The sequence below is a fragment of the Pseudoalteromonas sp. CuT4-3 genome (assembly GCF_035666335.1).
GTDB classification, from domain to species: Bacteria; Pseudomonadota; Gammaproteobacteria; order Enterobacterales; family Alteromonadaceae; genus Pseudoalteromonas; species Pseudoalteromonas atlantica.
The window spans coordinates 229,176-246,264 of sequence record NZ_CP142031.1; the positions used below are offsets into that span (position 1 = coordinate 229,176).

Sequence of the window (17,089 nt, forward strand, 5' to 3'; positions counted from 1 at the left end):
AGCGTTAATAATGATTTTTTTAACCTGTTACCCTTTCATTGTTTATATAGGGCTGACACGTTTCAACAGTTATTTACTCACTGTGATTTTATTAACACTGTTAATAATAAGGCTTTGGTTAAGCAAGCCTTTATTAGCTAAAATGCCATGGATAAAGCCAGCCTCATTACTTGGAATTTTAGCTATTGGTTTATCAAAAACGATGGGCAGTGATTTTGGTATTCGGCTTTATCCGGTTATTGTAAATACTGTTATGTTTTTTGTTTTTGCTTACTCGCTTTATAAAGGTCCAAGCATCATAGAAACGTTTGCGCGTATCACTGAGCCAAAGCTTGATAAAAGAGCCATTTCGTACACTAAAAATGTAACTAAAATATGGTGCATTTTTTTTGTTTTTAACGCCAGTATAGCGTTATACACTAGTGTGTTTACAAGTCTTAATGTGTGGGCATTTTATAACGGTTTTATTGCATACATTATTATGGGTGTTTTATTTGCAGTAGAGTGGTTAGTAAGGAAAAAAGTAAAAAGGAATGCAGGTGTTTAATACTTTAGATAACGCAAGCATAAATATTCGATTTAATCATAACGGCTCAGCGTTATCTGAGCGTCAATTTGTTAATGATATTAATCAAGTTTTGGCTAAAATTCCGCAATCGCCTACTAAAGCATCGGCTGTGCTTTTCAAGAGTAGTAGCTATGATTTTGCTGTAAACCTTTTTGCATTGGCGCATAAAGGCTGGACTATAATTTTACCGCCTAATGGTCAAAGCGAAACACTCAATGCGCTTTTAGAGCAAACCCCTTACTATTTGGGCGATAGTGATTTGGTCGAGCATGCGACTACGCCATTTGAAAATATTGGTAATTTAACAACGACACCTAACTACACACCGTTCAATAAAATTGCTTGGCCGAGTGAAGGTAACCTTGTTTTTTATACTTCTGGCTCTTCAGGTCAAGCTAAGCCTATTTTTAAATCGTGGCGAGTGCTTAATAAAGAGATAAAAACGCTCAACAGTACGTTTGCTTTAAAACGTAACCCTGTATTTATTGCCAGTGTTTCGCACCAGCATATTTACGGTTTGTTATTTAGAGTGTTATGGCCGCTTAGCAATAACCACATAATTGATACAGACTTGCTTAACTACCCCGAGCATATTGCTACTAAACTTAAAACAAATACACAGGCCGTGTTTATATCCAGTCCGGCACAGCTAAAGCGGCTGCATCAAGATAACGTTTTAATAGAAGAAAAGTCACATTTACAGTGGGTTTTCTCATCCGGTGGGCCGCTTCAAAATGAAGACGCTGTCACTTTAAATAAACAGCTAAATAAACCCATTACTCAAGTATTTGGCAGCACCGAAACTGGCGGAATTGCATATCGTCAGGTTGTGTCTTTAGAGAACGTTAGTCATTGGCAGCCATTTTTAGGGATCACATTACACAGTACCTCTGAACAACGATTAGTGTTGAATTCGCCTTTAGTTGAGCAAGCAAACTATTTATTAGATGACCGAGGTACATTATTTCAAAATGGCCAATTTGAATTACTAGGTCGTTTTGACCGTATTATAAAGCTTGAAGAAAAACGCTTAAGCCTTGACGAACTAGAGCTACATTTATGCAAAAGTGAGTGGGTACAGGAAGCTAAAGTAATAACGCTAAATGGGAAACGTTTAGTATTAGGCGCTGTTATAGTGCTTACACATAAAGGACGAACATATTTAAACGCCAATGGAAAGTTAGCGACTAATACGCTTTTAAAAACACATACATTGAATCGTTTTGAAGGGATCTGCACGCCTAAAAAATGGCGTTTTCTAAATCAATTACCCTACAACACGCAAGCTAAAATAAATTTAAAAGTATTGGAGTCTCTTTTTGTCAAAGTTGATTAACACAAAGCCTGAACTTGTTAACTGTGTATCGTCAACGCAGAGTCATTGCCTAACGCTTTTTATACCGCCAAGTTTAGATTATTTTAAAGGTCACTTTAGTCAAGGCCCTATTTTAGCAGGTGTAGTGCAGCTCGATTGGGCCGTAAATGCCGTGCGAAATTACTTTAATGTTAAACGTGAAGTAAAAGATATTGAAGTGCTTAAGTTTCAGGTTGTTATTACCCCTGGTCTAACAATTAAATTAACTGTTGAAGAAAAGCCTGGCGGTAAGTATGGCTTTTCGTATCAATCAGATAAAGGCCAACACGCCTCAGGGCGTATAGTGTTTAAAAGTGATACAGATGAATAATTTTTGTATTGTTATACCTAATTTTAATCATGTAAGTGTTATAGATGAAGTACTTGCAACGTTAACTGAGTATACGCTGCCAATAATAATGGTTGATGATGCCAGTAGTGTGCAGGCTAAATCTCTTTTTGCTACTCTTGAGAAAAAATATGCCCACCTCACTCTTATATCGCATGAGCAAAATGAAGGCAAAGGTGGTGCGGTACAAACAGGTTTGCGTTGCGCGTATGAGCAAGGTTATAGCCATGCAATACAAGTAGATGCAGATGGGCAACATAATTTATCAGATATCAAAAAGTTGATTGAGCTTTCAAACACACACCCACAGGCATTAATTAGTTGTTGCCCAGTGTATGATGAATCGGTTCCCAAGCACCGTTACTTAGCACGTTATTTAACCCATGTGTGGGTATGGATAGAAACGCTCAGCTTTAAAATTGTGGACTCAATGTGTGGTTTTAGAGTCTACCCTTTAAATGTGACTAATAAGCTTATAAGTGAGGTTAATCTCGGTAAGCGTATGGACTTTGATCCAGAAATACTGGTTAGGTTATATTGGCGCAACGTTCCATTTGTTTTTTTACCAAGCCAGGTTATTTACCCAGAAAATGGCTTGTCACACTTCCAGCCACTCCAAGATAATGTGCGTATTTCGTGGTTACATACGCGTTTATTTTTTGGCATGCTGCTTCGTTCACCTGTTTTACTATGGCATAAATATAAGAGACGTTATGGCCGTTAAACATTGGTCTAAAATGCAAGAGCGAGGTAACTTTTTAGGTATACAAATATTACTATTTGCCCATAAAGTACTTGGCCGTAAAGGGTTGTGGGTTATTTTATTCCCGGTTGTTTGCTATTTGTTTATTACCGGTAAAGTTGCACGCGCGGCTTCTAAGCAGTTTTTAGTCCAAGTTAATAATTACAATAATGTTGAGCGTAAAGTAACTTTTAAACAACAGCTTATGCATTTTTGTAGTTTTGCCGATAGCGCCCTTGATAAAATTGATGGTTGGCTCGGTCGAATTTCAAAAAAGGATATCCAATATACTAATGAACAGCTGTTTATTGATTTAAATGAGCAACAGCAAGGGGCCATTTTTATTGGCTCTCACTTGGGTAACCTTGAGGTATGTAGAGCACTGAGCCAGCATCGCAGCAGTAAAAAAATTAATGTGCTTGTATTTACTCATCACGCTGTTGAATTTAATAAAATGCTTAAAAAAATTAACCCCGCGGTGTCGGTTAACTTAATTCAAGTGAGCGATATGGGGCCTGATCTAGCTATTTTATTAAAAGATAAAGTAGAGCAGGGTGAAATAGTCGTTATTGTTGGTGATAGAACAAGCGCTACAACGGGTGAGCGATCAACATGTGTTGAGTTTTTAGGTAAGCCAGCATCTTTTTCTCAAGGGCCTTTTATATTAGCTGCATTATTAGATTGTCCCGTTTACTTTTTATTTTGCTTAAAAGATAAAAAAACAAAAAAGTATCATGTGATTTTTGAACATTATAGCCAAACATTAAAAATACCACGCTCACAAAGGCAAGGACTATTAACCACTGTGATTACAGATTTTTCTGCACGTTTAGGCTTTTATGCCGCGCGGTATCCTTATCAGTGGTTTAATTTTTATGATTTTTGGCAAAACGATCAGCAAGTAGAACGCAGCAATGCAAAGGAGAAGTAGAGTGTCAGCTCAGGAAGTACAGCTTTTTGGAAACCAACAACTTTCTATTGAAGATATTGTTAATATTGCACATCAAAATACTCAGGTGCAATTAAGTGGCTGCGAGCAATTTAGCGCAAAAATTGATAGCGCGCTTAGCTTTTTAGACTCTCTACTCAAAGAAGATGGTGTGATTTATGGGGTAACTACAGGCTATGGTGACTCAGTCACGGTTCCTGTGCCACTTAACTTAGTTGATGAGCTGCCATTACATTTAACGCGCTTTCATGGTTGTGGACTAGGCGATGTGTTTAATAAAGTGCAAGGGCGTGCAATTTTAGCTACGCGCTTAGCATCACTTTCACAAGGCTATTCTGGCGTAAGTTGGGAAATGCTTAATCTTCTCAAAGACTATTTAAACCTTGATATAGTACCTGTTATTCCTCAAGAAGGCTCGGTAGGCGCTAGCGGTGATTTAACCCCACTGTCGTATGTAGCAGGTGCTATGGTTGGTGAACGTGATGTTTTTTACAAAGATAAAATACTTAACAGCGCACAGGTAATGCAAGCGGCTGGTTTAAAGCCTTTAACGCTTCGCCCAAAAGAGGGGCTTGCAGTTATGAATGGTACAGCTGTGATGACCGCACTGGCTTGTCTAGCGTTTGATAGAGCTAATTATTTAGCAAAACTTGCAAGTAGGATTACTGCATTGTCTAGCCTTGCTCTTAAAGGTAATAGTCATCATTTTGATGAAATTTTATTCTCTGTTAAGCCTCATCCTGGGCAGCAACAAGTTGCTAAATGGATACGAGATGATTTAAACCATCATGACCATCCTCGTAACGCTGATAGACTGCAAGATAGGTACTCTATTCGCTGTGCACCGCATGTTATTGGTGTATTGCAAGATAGTTTGCCATTTTTCAGGCAGATGATAGAAAACGAGCTTAATTCTGCAAACGATAACCCTATTATTGATGGCGAGGGTGAGCATGTACTTCATGGTGGCCATTTTTATGGCGGCCACATTGCAATGGCAATGGATAGTATGAAAACAGCGATTGCAAATCTGGCAGATTTAGCTGACAGGCAAATCGCTTCATTGGTCGATACTAAATTTAATAATGGATTACCATCAAATTTATCAGACAGTGAGGCTGAACGTCGTTACATAAATCATGGCTTTAAAGCCGTGCAAATAGGCGCCAGTGCCTATACTGCTGAAGCGCTTAAGTTAACGATGCCTGCAAGTGTATTTTCTCGCTCTACTGAGTGCCATAATCAAGATAAAGTAAGTATGGGGACTATTGCCTCACGTGATTGTTTGCGTATTTTACAGCTTACAGAGCAGGTTATTGCAAGTACGTTACTAGCAAGTATTCAAGGGGTGAGGCTGCGTATTAAACAAGGCGAGCTTGAATTCTCAAGTTTAACTGCAGATATGCAAGCGATGTATACTGACATAACTCATTATTTCGAAAACCTAACTGAAGATAGGCCAATGGAAGCGGTACTTAGACAAACCATTAGTTATATTCAAGAAAGACGTTGGGCTTTATATGAATAGTAAAGGCGCTTTGCTAACTCATGAAGTGGAAATTGAAATTCCATTTCATGACTGCGATCCGATGAATGTTGTATGGCATGGTAATTACCCTCGCTACTTAGAGGTGGCTCGCTGTGAGTTACTGCGATTATTTGATTACGACTATCCTCAAATGATGGAGTCGGGTTATGCGTGGCCAATAGTGGATATGCAAATTAAGTACGTGGCATCCGCCATATTTACCCAAAAAATTAAAGTGACCGCGCATTTAAAAGAGTTCGAAAACCGATTAAAAATTGATTATATAATTACAGATGCCATAACGAATAAGCGTATTACTAAAGCGACTACCACTCAAGTTGCTGTTAAGATATCGACTAAAGAAATGCAGTTTGCCTCACCAGCGGTGATAGTTGATAAGCTTGCAAAAATACTTAGCTAATATTGGATGATGCTATGAATTATTTAAAAAATTGTGTGTTTGTTAGTGCTCTTTATTTTGTTTTTTTTAGTGCCAGTTTATTAGCTGCTACGACAGTTTCGGGTGAATTTAAGCAATTAAAGCATTTTGCCGGCTTCTCTAAACCATTCATCTCTAAAGGGGAGTTTACACTTGAAGGGGAAAAGCTGCTTTGGTATGTAAAAACACCAGTGCAAAGTACATTACTAATCGAGAATGGCCAAGTATTTGTGAAAAATAAAGAGGGTGAGCTTACTCCTCAGCCTGGCAGCGAGCAGTTTGTAGGCTTATTAACTGACTTACTCGCATTAGATATGAAAGCCTTATATGCGCGGTTTGATGTAACAAATCAAACAGGCTGTTTATTATTAAAGCCAAAAGATACGCTATTAAAACAGCTGTTTAGCCATTTTATTCTTTGTGAAAATAACCAGCGTGTACAAAGTATAACCTTAAATGAGCACTCGGGTAGCAACACAGTAATAGAGTTTTCTTATGCAAATACACCTAATAATTAATAAGTGTAAGTAACCTTCGGAAGAGTGATGTGATTAAACGTATTAGTGTACTTATTACATGGTTTGGTTTTTTAGCTGTTTTACTTTGTGCTGCTTTGTATATCACTAAGCCTGTATTAAATGCTGATATGTTTAGTTTATTACCAAAATCACATTCTCAATTGGCGTACGGCCAAGAGGTCTTTTTTAAAAAAAATGCAAACCGTATTATGTTTTCATTTACTGGTGATGGTAAAAACTTAGCACATGATGAGCTTAAATCATGGCTGTTAAAACGCGATATAAAAAATAGCTTTGAACTGCCAAGCATTGAGCAGTTATCTTCAGTGTTCTCTGCGTATCAACATGCGCTGCTCAGCGACAATTATAAAAATAGTATGGTTGATAAAGCACAGTTTGAGTCATTTTACCTTACTCAATTAAATCAATTAGGAAACCCTTTTGTAAGTGCCACCCTAAAAGCCGATATTAGTTTAAGTCTTGCTGCATTTATAGGCGATAATTTAAAACAAAGTCAGTTATTCTCTTTAAAAAATGAGCGGTTAACGCGCCGTCTAAATCATACTGATTATGCTGTTATATTGGCTACCATTCCTAACAATAGCCTCCCAATTGATGAGTCTATTAAGCTTGCGAGCAGCATTAAAAATAAGCTTGAAAGTTTAAATGATACGTACCCACAGACCACTATTCGCTATTCAGGTGCTCTTTTTCATACAGCTGAAAACGCTCAGCAAGCTAAGTATGAAATGAGCTTATTTGGTGGCCTTAGTGTAATCGCATTACTTTTAATGGTGTTTTGGGTATTTAGGCAAGTCAGTAGCATTTTGCTTGCAAGCTTAACCGTACTTAGTGCACTGGCTGGTGGTGCTACGGCCATGGTATTTGTGTTTAATTCGATTCATTTGTTAACACTAGTTTTTGCTGTAACCCTAATTGGTATAGCTATTGATTATGCATTTCATGCGATGACTGATTTAGCGTATGGCAACAGTTTTTACCAAAGTAGTGGGTTAAGTAAAGGCACAAAAACAGCTTTGCTTTTATCTTTTATTACAACAGGCCTCGGCTATAGCTGTTTATTAGGTGCGCCAATTTCACTTTTATCGCAAGTAGCAGTGTTTGTAATTGCTGGGCTTGCTAGCGCCTGGTTATTCACATTAATTATATTACCTATCTGGCAATCTAAGCTTGTACTCTCTGAGCGAAGTTTGATTAAAAGTCAGCAGTTATTAGGTTTAATGGTGCGCTTTAACCGTTGTAAGCAATCGGTTTTACTCGTATTGGGGCTGGTGTTAATGTTTTTGTTTTATCTTAAACCCATTTCATTTAACAACGATGTACGTTTACTAAATGCAAGCCCACAGCAACTAATACTTAATGAGCAAAAGCATTTAACTTTAATGGGACAGTTAGATGCCCACATTCTATTTTTATTTGCATCAAATGCTGAGCAACTACTGCAAAAGCAAGAGCGACTAATAGATGATTTAAAGCGTATTAACCCACATCTTAAACACAATGCTATTAAGCGTTGGTTACCTAGTAAGCGCACGCAAGAAAATAATTTAGCGCTCTTTAATGGGGCTGTAGAAAACGATGTGTTAATTATCACTGAAAAATATACAGGGATAAAAGTTGAGTCAGCTAACACAGAACTTTTGAGTTACGATGCTTTAGTAAATAGTCATTTTTCAGTACTTTTAAATGCACAAATGTTTGTTGAGCCTAATAAAGCTGTTACTTGGTTTTCTGTATCGGGAGTATCCACGCAAGCGCTAACTTCTAACGTTAATGATTATGAAGATGCGTTTATATATAACAAGCCTAAGCAAATCAGTAGCCTACTAGAAAACTACAGCCAGTATTTATTGCTTACATTGGGTGTGGCCATTGTTATTTGCTTTGTTTTATTTAGCTATAAATTTGGCCTTCGGATTGGCACTGTGCAGGTGATAACATTAAGTGCCAGCCTATTGACTATGCTTTGGGTATGTAATGCAGCGCAAGGAAGTATCTCAATTTTTAATCTGCTAGGTGGCTTACTCATTATTGGCCTAGCCATAGATTATTTAGTGTTTTACCAAATTAACAACTTAACGGCGGTAAATGTATTGGCCATTAGCTTGTCGGCCGCCTCTTCGATGTGTGTGTTTGGTATGCTCGCCTTTTCAGATACCCCCGCCATTTTTAGTTTTGGCCTTACTGTTATGGTAGGGATTTTAGCCGTATATATTTTATCTCCATTAAGTGTATTAAAGTCTCAAAAGGAATAATAATTTGAACAACCTTGAGCAGTATGATGTTGTGGTTATAGGAGCAGGGCCTTCAGGTGCACTTGTAAGTAGCTTATTAGTACAAAAAGGCTGGAAAGTGCTGGTGCTAGAGCAACAAGTATTTCCTCGTTTTTCAATTGGCGAAAGCTTATTACCTCAATGTATGGAGTATTTAGCTGATGCTGGGCTAGTTAACACAATACATGAACATGCAGATGAGCTTGGCTTTCAATTTAAAGATGGTGCTGCGTTTCATCGTAATGGCCAAAATACAGCTATAAATTTTACTGAAAAATTTAGCCCAGGCCCGGGTACTACTTTTCAAGTTAAACGGGCTAATTTTGATAAGCTGATTGCTGATAGAGCGCAGCATCAAGGCGTTGAAATTCGCTATCAGCATAGTGTTATTGGTTTTACTGATGAAGCTGCTAGTGCGACGCTGCAAGTGCAAAATAATAAAAAACAAACGTATGACGTAAGGGCTAAGTTTGTACTTGATGCGAGCGGTTTCGGCCGAGTTTTACCAAAACTTTTAAATTTAGAAAAACCTTCTACTTTTCCTGTGCGTAGTGCTTATTTCAGTCACTTTAATGATGGCATTACTGACGAGATGTTTGATAGAAATAAAATTTTAATAACCGTTCACCCTAAATTTAATGATGTTTGGTATTGGCTCATCCCCTTTAGTGATGGCACGTCCAGCATTGGGGTTGTTGCAAAGCAAGCACGCTTTAATAAGAGTAGTGAAGCTGACACCTTAAAACAGTTTATAGAGCAAGACCCTTACTTAAAAAAACTTTTAGCTAATCGCGTACCTATAACACAGGCGCGTAGCATTAGTGGTTACTCTGCTAATGTATGTACGCTACATGGAAAACATTTTGCTTTACTAGGCAATGCGGGTGAATTTTTAGATCCGGTGTTTTCATCTGGGGTGACTATTGCTTTAAAGTCTGCACACTTAATTGCCCCCTTTATTGATGATTATTTAAATGGAGAAGTGATTGATTTTGAGGAATGTTACGCCGAGCCATTGCAGGCAGGAGTTGATTGTTTTAAAACCTTTGTTAAAGGTTGGTACGATACCCGATTTCAAGACGTTATTTTCTATTCAGAGCAAAACTCGCAGGTTCGTGAAATGATCAGTGCTATTTTAGCGGGTTACGCATGGGATAAAAATAATCCATTTGTTGCTCAAAGTGAGCGTCGTTTAAATGTATTAGCGCAGCTATGTCAAAATTAATCCCAGTTATTGAGGCTCATACCAGACACTTTTTAAAATGTACTTTTATAGCTTTAGTGTGTGTTTGCATAACAGCATGTAGTAGCACATATAAAAGCAGTGAGCGTGTTGATATTTCTGCAGCCACTACACTTGATATTTCGCATGTGCCTGTACAAATGTTTGATCAAAATTGGCAGCATGTTTTATATATTCAAAACAATGAGAAAGAGCATACATTATTAGCACAATTAGAAATAAACAAGCAGGGTACTATCAACTTATTGTTAATGACTACACAAGGCTTACCTATTTTAAAGCTTGAGAAACTAAATAACCAACCACCTAATGTTACTAAAATGATAGTCGGTGTTGATTTAGACCCAGCTTATATATTGGCAGATATTGCCTTAGTGCATTGGCCTGTATTATTTCTTAATGAGAAAATATCTGGGGCGATTATAAAGCAGATAGCCACACAAAGGCGTGTAGTAAAAAATAACCGCTCGATTATTACAATAAATTATAGCGATAATAAAACAGTACTAAATAATAGTGAGCGACATTATCAAATTACATTTGAGAAGGTAAACTAGTGACTTTTTGGTTAAATGATTTAGGCATTGTAAGTGCAATGGGCAAAGGCGTTGAAGATACAATTATTAGCCTAAATAACTTACAAAATAATGAAGCCCCACAGCTTTTAAAGACAAAAGATTTAAGCACAGAGGGTTTGCCATTTTATGTTGGGCACGTGGACTGCGTTCCTCTAAGTCAAAAGCACCGTATTGATACGCTAATTGATATAGCCCTTGAGCAAATATCCCCAACACTTAATCGTTTTTCACATATTGATAAATCACGAATTGCTGTTGTGGTAGGTACAAGTACATCTGGGGTGCATGATGGCGAACAAGCTCGAGCTGACCACGACAGTTCAGGTGTGTGGCCAAGTGACTTTTTATATGCTGATCAAGAACTTGCTACTCCTTCGCATTACATAGCCGAAAAAGTAGGGGCGTTAGGTCCTTGTTATAGTATTTCAACGGCATGTACCTCAAGTGCTAAAGCTCTCATTAGCGCAAAAGCTTTAATAACTGCTGACTTAGCAGACGTTGTAATTTGTGGTGGCGTAGACAGCCTTTGCAAACTTACCATTAATGGATTTAATGCCTTGGCATCAATGAGCACAGGAATGTGTAAGCCTTTTTGCGATGACAGAGATGGTATTAATATTGGTGAGGGTGCTGCGTTATTTGTCATGAGTAAAGAAGCACCGTTAGAAAATGGCGTCATGTTTTTAGGTGGTGGTGAAAGCTCTGATGCTCATCACATTTCGGCGCCAGACCCTAGCGGTAATGGTGCAAAATCGGCAATGAAAGCAGCTCTGGCCGTTGCTGACTTATTACCTAGTGATATTGACTATATAAATGCACACGGCACAGCAACAATTAAAAATGACGAAATGGAAGCCCTTGCAATTAATAGTGTGTTTGGCAACAATACACCGCTGAGCTCCAGTAAGTACTTAACTGGGCACACTTTAGGTGCAGCTGGTGCAATTGAAGCAGGTATTTGTTGGCTGTTGCTCAGAGGGAGAGGAAATATTACTTTGCCTTTTAATAAATGCACACACAGAAATAAGCTGGCAGATGTTAATGTTATTGAGCAAGCTAGCACGGTTAAATTAAATTACTGTCTATCTAACTCATTTGCGTTTGGTGGTAATAATGCTAGTTTGATTTTAGGTACTCATAATGAATAATTATTCTATAGAGCAGGTTGTACCCCACGATGCTCCTATGATTTTAATAGATCAGTTAGTTGAATACAGCGATGAAAGTGCAACCTGCTCTGTGACTATTACACCCCAAAGCCCTTTTTATAATGAGCAAATTGAGGGAGTGCCAAGTTATATAGGTGTTGAATATATGGCCCAGTCTATAGCTGCCTATGCTGGAGCATTAGCTAACGATATTAATGAAGCGGTTAAAATTGGCTTTTTGATCGGCACGCGAAAATATAAAACACATCAGGCCATGTTTTGTAAAAACAGCACCTTAACTATTTATGTTCACAAGCTTTACCAAGAAGAATCTGGTTTAAGTGTGTTTGAATGCCAAATAAGCGAAAATAAAAAAATATTGTGTGATGCAAAAATAAATGTATTTCAGCCAGAAGATCCGCTGGAATTTATAAGAGAAAACCAATGAATAAAAGAATTTTAGTGACCGGCTCTAGCCGGGGTATAGGTAAGGCTATTGCACTTAAACTTGCAGCTCAAGGCTATGACATTACTGTTCATTGCAGAACTGGTTTAGAGCAAGCTCAGCAAACATGTGCAGAAATACACGCACTTGGACAAAGCACTACACTACTACAATTTGACGTATGCAATAGAGAAGCGGCAAAGCAACAAATTGAGCAAGATATTACAAACAATGGTGCTTACTATGGTGTGGTGTGTAATGCGGGCATTACCAACGATATGGCTTTTCCGGCAATGCAGGGCGATGATTGGGATAGCGTAATTAGAACTGGGTTAGATGGCTTTTATAATGTTGTGCACCCAACAGTTATGCCCATGGTACAAACTCGTAAAGGTGGGCGCATTATTACTATGGCTTCAGTGTCGGGTATTGCGGGCAACAGAGGGCAAGTAAATTACAGCGCAGCGAAAGCAGGTATTATTGGCGCTACCAAAGCTCTATCGCTGGAACTAGCTAAGCGAAAAATTACTGTAAATTGTGTAGCGCCTGGTTTAATTGAAACAGCAATGACGGATGAGCTTCCGGTTGCTGAAATGATGAAAATGATTCCACTTAAACGTATGGGAACAGTGAACGAAGTGGCTGGTACGGTTGCATTTTTAATGTCTGATGATGCTGCTTACATCACTCGCCAAGTTATTTCGGTTAACGGCGGGATGGTTTAATGAAACGTGTTGTTGTTACAGGGATGTCGGTTATAACCGCATTGGGCGATGATTGGGATGAATTTAAAAGCGCCTTGATTAAAGGTGAAAATGCAGTTGTAACAATGCGTGAATGGGATAAAGCTGATGGGCTTAATACGCGCTTAGCTGCCCCTGTCACCCATTTTGAAAAACCTAACCATTATAAACGTAAGCAAATACGCTCAATGGGGCGAGTGGCACTTATGTCCACACGTGCAACTGAGCGTGCGCTTGAGCAAGCAGATTTACTTGAACATAAAAGTCTTACAGATGGCTCTACCGGTGTAGCATATGGCTCATCCACCGGCTCAACACCGCCACTTCTCGCATTTGCAAATATGTTGGAAAGTGGCTCAATGTCTGGAGTCACAGCTACAAGCTATATTCAAATGATGGCACATACAGCACCAGTAAATGTAGGCGTATTTTTTGGCTTAAAAGGACGAGTGATCACTACAAGTTCGGCATGTACGTCTGGCTCGCAGGGTATTGGCTACGCCTATGAGGCAATTAAATTTGGTCGTCAAAAAATAATGGTAGCAGGGGGGGCAGAAGAACTTTGTATTACCGAAGCAGCTGTATTTGATACGCTGTATGCTACAAGTATTAAAAATGACACCCCTAAAAATACGCCTCGCCCATTTGATAAAAACCGTGATGGATTGGTTATAGGAGAAGGTGCCGGTACTTTAATACTTGAAGAGTATGAGCATGCTAAAGCTAGAGGGGCAAATATATTGGCTGAGGTTGTCGGTTTTGGCTGTAACTCTGATGGACAACATGTTACTCAACCATCTTCAGATACCATGCAAATAGCTATTGAAATGGCATTGCAAGATGCCAATTTATCACCTGATAAAGTAGGTTATGTCAATGCGCATGGTACCTCAACCGATAGAGGTGATATAGCTGAGTCTCATGCCACTTTTAATGCGCTGGGAGTTAAACCTATTAGCTCTTTAAAAAGCTATTTAGGGCATACTTTAGGGGCGTGTGGTGCAATAGAAGCATGGGCTACTATTAATATGATGAGCGATAATTGGTTTGCACCTACAATAAATTTAACCGATATAGATAATGATTGCGCTGAGCTTGATTATATTAAGACACAAGGGCGAGAAATTAACACCGATTATGTCATGAGTAATAACTTTGCATTTGGTGGGATTAATACATCTCTTATTTTTAAACGGTATAAGCAAGATTAATCAAGTTTATAAACACTAATCACTAACTGTTGACGTGTTTTTGCTGTATAATTTGCGACCCTTGATAAATGTGGCCGCAGGTTATACAGCATGAATTTTAAATCTTTTAGTTTTTCCCCTGAACTTATTCAGGCGTTAGACGAACTTAATTACCACACCCTTACGCCCATTCAGCGTTCAGCTATTCCGGCTGTTCGTAAAGGTAAAGACGTTTTAGCAAGTGCCCAAACAGGCACAGGTAAAACGGCTGCGTTTGCTTTACCTATCATCCAAAAATTAACTGAATCTGAGCTAAGCACAAGCAATGCTCCGCACGCGTTAGTGCTTGCGCCAACTCGTGAGCTTGCAGAGCAAATAGCAAATAACTTTAAAGCCTATGCAAAACATACCGCTTTAAAAGTAGTGAGCCTATTTGGCGGTGTTAATACCGCAGGCCAAGCAAATGCACTTAAAGACGGCGTAGATGTTGTAGTTGCAACCCCAGGGCGTTTACTAGATCATATTCGTTTAGGTAATTTAAGCCTAGCAAGCGTTAAACACTTAGTACTTGATGAAGCTGACCGTATGCTTGATATGGGCTTTATTGAAGATATGCAAAGTGTTATTAAAAGTTGTGACGAGCAGCGCCAAATTTTACTTTTCTCAGCCACTTTTCCAGCGGCTATTAAGCAGTTTGCAGCAAAAGTATTAAAACAGCCTGAAATTGTTCGCGTAGATCAAACTAATAGTACTGCAAGTACAGTACAGCATGTTGTGTACCCAGTTGAAGAGCGCCGTAAACAAGAGCTGCTTTCTGAGCTTATTGGTAAAAAGAACTGGCAACAGGTACTTGTGTTTGTAAACATGAAAGAAACGGCGGATGAGCTGGTTAAAGAGCTTAACCTTGATGGTATTCCTGCCACTGTATGTCATGGTGATAAATCGCAAGGTAACCGCCGCCGTGCACTTCGTGAATTTAAAGAAGGCAAAGTACGTGTTTTAGTGGCTACCGAAGTTGCTGCGCGTGGTATTGATATTGAAGGCCTACCACGAGTAATTAATATTGATTTACCATGGCTTGCAGAAGATTACGTACATCGCATTGGCCGTACAGGTCGTGCTGGTAATCAAGGCCAAGCAATTTCGTTTGTAAGCCGCGAAGAAGAAAACACCTTGTTTGAAATAGAGTCGTTAATTGGCCAAAAAATCAAGCGTGTTTACTTAGAGGGTTATGAAGTAAGTAGCCGTGAAGTACTTATTGATAAAATAGGTAAAAAACCAGCGCATTTACGCCGTAGCCGTACTAATAAGCCAACAGGGCAAGCAACAGGCGAAGCACGTGCGGTAAATCGCTCACGTATTTCAAATGTGCGTAAAAGCTTAAAAGGCGCCAAGCTTACCCTTAAAAAGTAAGCTAAAACGTAAATTTTAATTAAAAAACCTGAGTTTACTCAGGTTTTTTTGTATTTAATGACAGTGTTTTATCAATTATATCAGCATAAGTGTACGCAGCTTGCTCTTGGTTTATGTTAGCAATAATAGATAATCCAACCGGTAAGTTACTTACCTTGCCCACAGGGAGTGTTATATGTGTGCTTCCTGCTATTGCGGGCAAAGAGCTACTGCTGCCTTTAAAATTATCACCGTTAATGAGGTCGGTTTTCCACGCTGGCGATACTGTTGGGGCAATAACAATATCTATATCATTATTTTTATATAAATTAGTAATTGCTGATTTAGCCAGTGCACGGTAGCGTGTTTTAACGCGTTGGTATTTATCTTTATTCGTTAAATCAATTGCCTGCGACTTAGTAAGTATATCTTGTCCGAAGTAGGGCATTTCTGTTTCTTTATTTTGGCTATTAAAGTTAATGAGTGCCTCTAAGCTTTTAGTTTTTACTTCTTTTGGTGTGTTAGATAAGTAATGATTTATTTCAGCTTTAAAATCGTAAAGTAAAATGTAGTATTCATCAGCGAATAAAGTATCTAGATTGTCGGTTACTTCTATTTCAGTAACGGTATGCCCTGCTTGTTTAAGTGCATTTAATTGCTTTTTATAAAGCTGCTGAGTTTGAATCGTAAATTTATCACTTGGTAGCGCACCAATTTTGAGTGCTGATTTAGCCGTTAACTCTTTTGAATTTAAAACAAACTCATGTGTTGATACATCTTTTTTATCTTCGCCTTGTAATACTGCAAGCACAAGTAGTGCATCTTTTAGGGTATGAGCCATAGGCCCAACAGTGTCTTGGCTGCTTGAAAGGGGAATAACCCCATTGCGCGATACTTGGCCCATGCTTGGTTTTATAGCATATACACCGTTAACTGATGCGGGGCAGGTAATAGAGCCATCGGTTTCTGTGCCCAGTGCAATTGGTGCAAAGTTAAGTGCTACGGCCACTGCAGAGCCAGCACTAGAACCACACGGGTTTCTAGTTATATCGTGAGCATTATGTGTTTGTCCACCTACAGCGCTCCACCCAGAGGAAGAGTACGAAGATCGAAAATTGGCCCATTCACTCAAGTTTGCTTTACCTAAAATAATAGCACCCGCTTCTCGCAGTTTTTTAACTACAAAAGCATCTTTATTAGTAATATTGTTTTTTAAAGCCAAAGAGCCCGCTGTAGTCGGTAATTTACCTTTGGTCTCTATGTTATCTTTAAGCAGAACGGGTATGCCGTGAAGTGGCCCGGCCCATTTAGAATTTGCATAGAGTAAATCTAAAGCTTTAGCCTGTTCAATAGCTGAGGGATCGATATTAATCACAGCGTTATATTGTGGGTTGAGTTTTTCTATTCGGTTTATATAAGCTTGTGTAACGTGTTGTGCATTTGTAGTTTTGTTTTTATAAACTGCGTGAATTTGCTCTATAGTTTTTAAATTATTCGCTTTAGCACTAAATACACAAAGCACACAAATTAAAGAAATAATGGTTGTTTTGGTCATTCTATTAAGCCGCTAATTATTATTTATTATACATTTAGCACAAAAAAGCCCCAC

The 17,089-nt window shown here is 38.6% G+C and carries 17 protein-coding genes; 16 read left to right on the forward strand and 1 reads right to left on the reverse strand.

Translation table 11 applies throughout. The annotated features are described in order from the left end of the window. Window positions 1–142 precede the first annotated feature (142 nt). The 16 genes from VOI46_RS17965 to VOI46_RS18040 all read left to right on the forward strand — a co-directional run bounded on the left by VOI46_RS17965 (window position 143) and on the right by VOI46_RS18040 (window position 15,501). The gene (locus VOI46_RS17965) at window positions 143–547 is read left to right on the forward strand and encodes a hypothetical protein (RefSeq protein ID WP_232423971.1); all 405 of its coding nucleotides are present in this window, start codon (window positions 143–145) and stop codon (window positions 545–547) included. Continuing rightward, window positions 540–1,904 (forward strand): AMP-binding protein, encoded by a 1,365-nt coding sequence (locus VOI46_RS17970; RefSeq protein ID WP_004586475.1) that lies wholly within the window; start codon window positions 540–542, stop codon window positions 1,902–1,904. Before VOI46_RS17965 ends, VOI46_RS17970 begins: the two co-directional genes overlap by 8 nt. Further along, window positions 1,888–2,253 (forward strand): hypothetical protein, encoded by a 366-nt coding sequence (locus VOI46_RS17975; RefSeq protein ID WP_004586474.1) that lies wholly within the window; start codon window positions 1,888–1,890, stop codon window positions 2,251–2,253. The genes VOI46_RS17970 and VOI46_RS17975 overlap by 17 nt, the downstream gene beginning before the upstream one ends. Then, complete coding sequence (locus VOI46_RS17980; RefSeq protein WP_004586473.1) at window positions 2,246–2,995, forward strand: glycosyltransferase family 2 protein; 750 nt, start codon at window positions 2,246–2,248, stop codon at window positions 2,993–2,995. The genes VOI46_RS17975 and VOI46_RS17980 overlap by 8 nt, the downstream gene beginning before the upstream one ends. Next, window positions 2,985–3,944 (forward strand): acyltransferase, encoded by a 960-nt coding sequence (locus VOI46_RS17985; protein ID WP_004586472.1) that lies wholly within the window; start codon window positions 2,985–2,987, stop codon window positions 3,942–3,944. Before VOI46_RS17980 ends, VOI46_RS17985 begins: the two co-directional genes overlap by 11 nt. Window position 3,945: 1 nt before the next feature. Then, the gene (locus VOI46_RS17990; RefSeq protein ID WP_004586471.1) at window positions 3,946–5,490 is read left to right on the forward strand and encodes an aromatic amino acid ammonia-lyase; all 1,545 of its coding nucleotides are present in this window, start codon (window positions 3,946–3,948) and stop codon (window positions 5,488–5,490) included. After that, window positions 5,483–5,911 carry an acyl-CoA thioesterase gene (locus VOI46_RS17995; protein WP_004586470.1) on the forward strand — a complete coding sequence of 143 codons (429 nt, stop codon included), beginning with the start codon at window positions 5,483–5,485 and terminating at the stop codon, window positions 5,909–5,911. Before VOI46_RS17990 ends, VOI46_RS17995 begins: the two co-directional genes overlap by 8 nt. Before the next feature lie 14 nt (window positions 5,912–5,925). After that, window positions 5,926–6,447, forward strand: coding sequence for an outer membrane lipoprotein carrier protein LolA (locus VOI46_RS18000; RefSeq protein WP_004586469.1), 522 nt, complete (start codon window positions 5,926–5,928; stop codon window positions 6,445–6,447). A 29-nt stretch (window positions 6,448–6,476) separates the two neighbouring features. Further along, window positions 6,477–8,723: a hypothetical protein gene (locus VOI46_RS18005; RefSeq protein WP_004586468.1), complete on the forward strand. Its 2,247-nt coding sequence runs from the start codon at window positions 6,477–6,479 to the stop codon at window positions 8,721–8,723. Window positions 8,724–8,727: 4 nt separating this feature from the next. Then, window positions 8,728–9,966, forward strand: a complete 1,239-nt coding sequence (locus tag VOI46_RS18010; RefSeq protein WP_004586467.1) for an NAD(P)/FAD-dependent oxidoreductase — start codon at window positions 8,728–8,730, stop codon at window positions 9,964–9,966. After that, window positions 9,954–10,541 carry a DUF3261 domain-containing protein gene (locus VOI46_RS18015; protein ID WP_004586466.1) on the forward strand — a complete coding sequence of 196 codons (588 nt, stop codon included), beginning with the start codon at window positions 9,954–9,956 and terminating at the stop codon, window positions 10,539–10,541. The genes VOI46_RS18010 and VOI46_RS18015 overlap by 13 nt, the downstream gene beginning before the upstream one ends. Continuing rightward, window positions 10,541–11,710: a beta-ketoacyl-ACP synthase gene (locus VOI46_RS18020; protein ID WP_004586465.1), complete on the forward strand. Its 1,170-nt coding sequence runs from the start codon at window positions 10,541–10,543 to the stop codon at window positions 11,708–11,710. The genes VOI46_RS18015 and VOI46_RS18020 overlap by 1 nt, the downstream gene beginning before the upstream one ends. Beyond that, on the forward strand, window positions 11,703–12,158 hold the full coding sequence (locus tag VOI46_RS18025; RefSeq protein WP_004586464.1) for a hotdog family protein: 456 nt from the start codon (window positions 11,703–11,705) through the stop codon (window positions 12,156–12,158). Before VOI46_RS18020 ends, VOI46_RS18025 begins: the two co-directional genes overlap by 8 nt. Next, window positions 12,155–12,880, forward strand: coding sequence for a 3-oxoacyl-ACP reductase FabG (gene fabG / locus VOI46_RS18030; protein ID WP_004586463.1), 726 nt, complete (start codon window positions 12,155–12,157; stop codon window positions 12,878–12,880). The genes VOI46_RS18025 and fabG overlap by 4 nt, the downstream gene beginning before the upstream one ends. Next, entirely contained in the window at window positions 12,880–14,109 is a 1,230-nt protein-coding gene (locus VOI46_RS18035) for a beta-ketoacyl-ACP synthase (RefSeq protein WP_004586462.1), read from the forward strand. Before fabG ends, VOI46_RS18035 begins: the two co-directional genes overlap by 1 nt. A 90-nt stretch (window positions 14,110–14,199) precedes the next feature. Then, window positions 14,200–15,501: a DEAD/DEAH box helicase gene (locus tag VOI46_RS18040; RefSeq protein ID WP_004586461.1), complete on the forward strand. Its 1,302-nt coding sequence runs from the start codon at window positions 14,200–14,202 to the stop codon at window positions 15,499–15,501. A gap of 34 nt (window positions 15,502–15,535) precedes the next feature. Here VOI46_RS18040 and VOI46_RS18045 read toward each other — a convergent pair whose 3' ends face one another. Further along, complete coding sequence (locus VOI46_RS18045; RefSeq protein ID WP_004586460.1) at window positions 15,536–17,035, reverse strand: amidase family protein; 1,500 nt, start codon at window positions 17,033–17,035, stop codon at window positions 15,536–15,538. Window positions 17,036–17,089 lie beyond the last annotated feature (54 nt).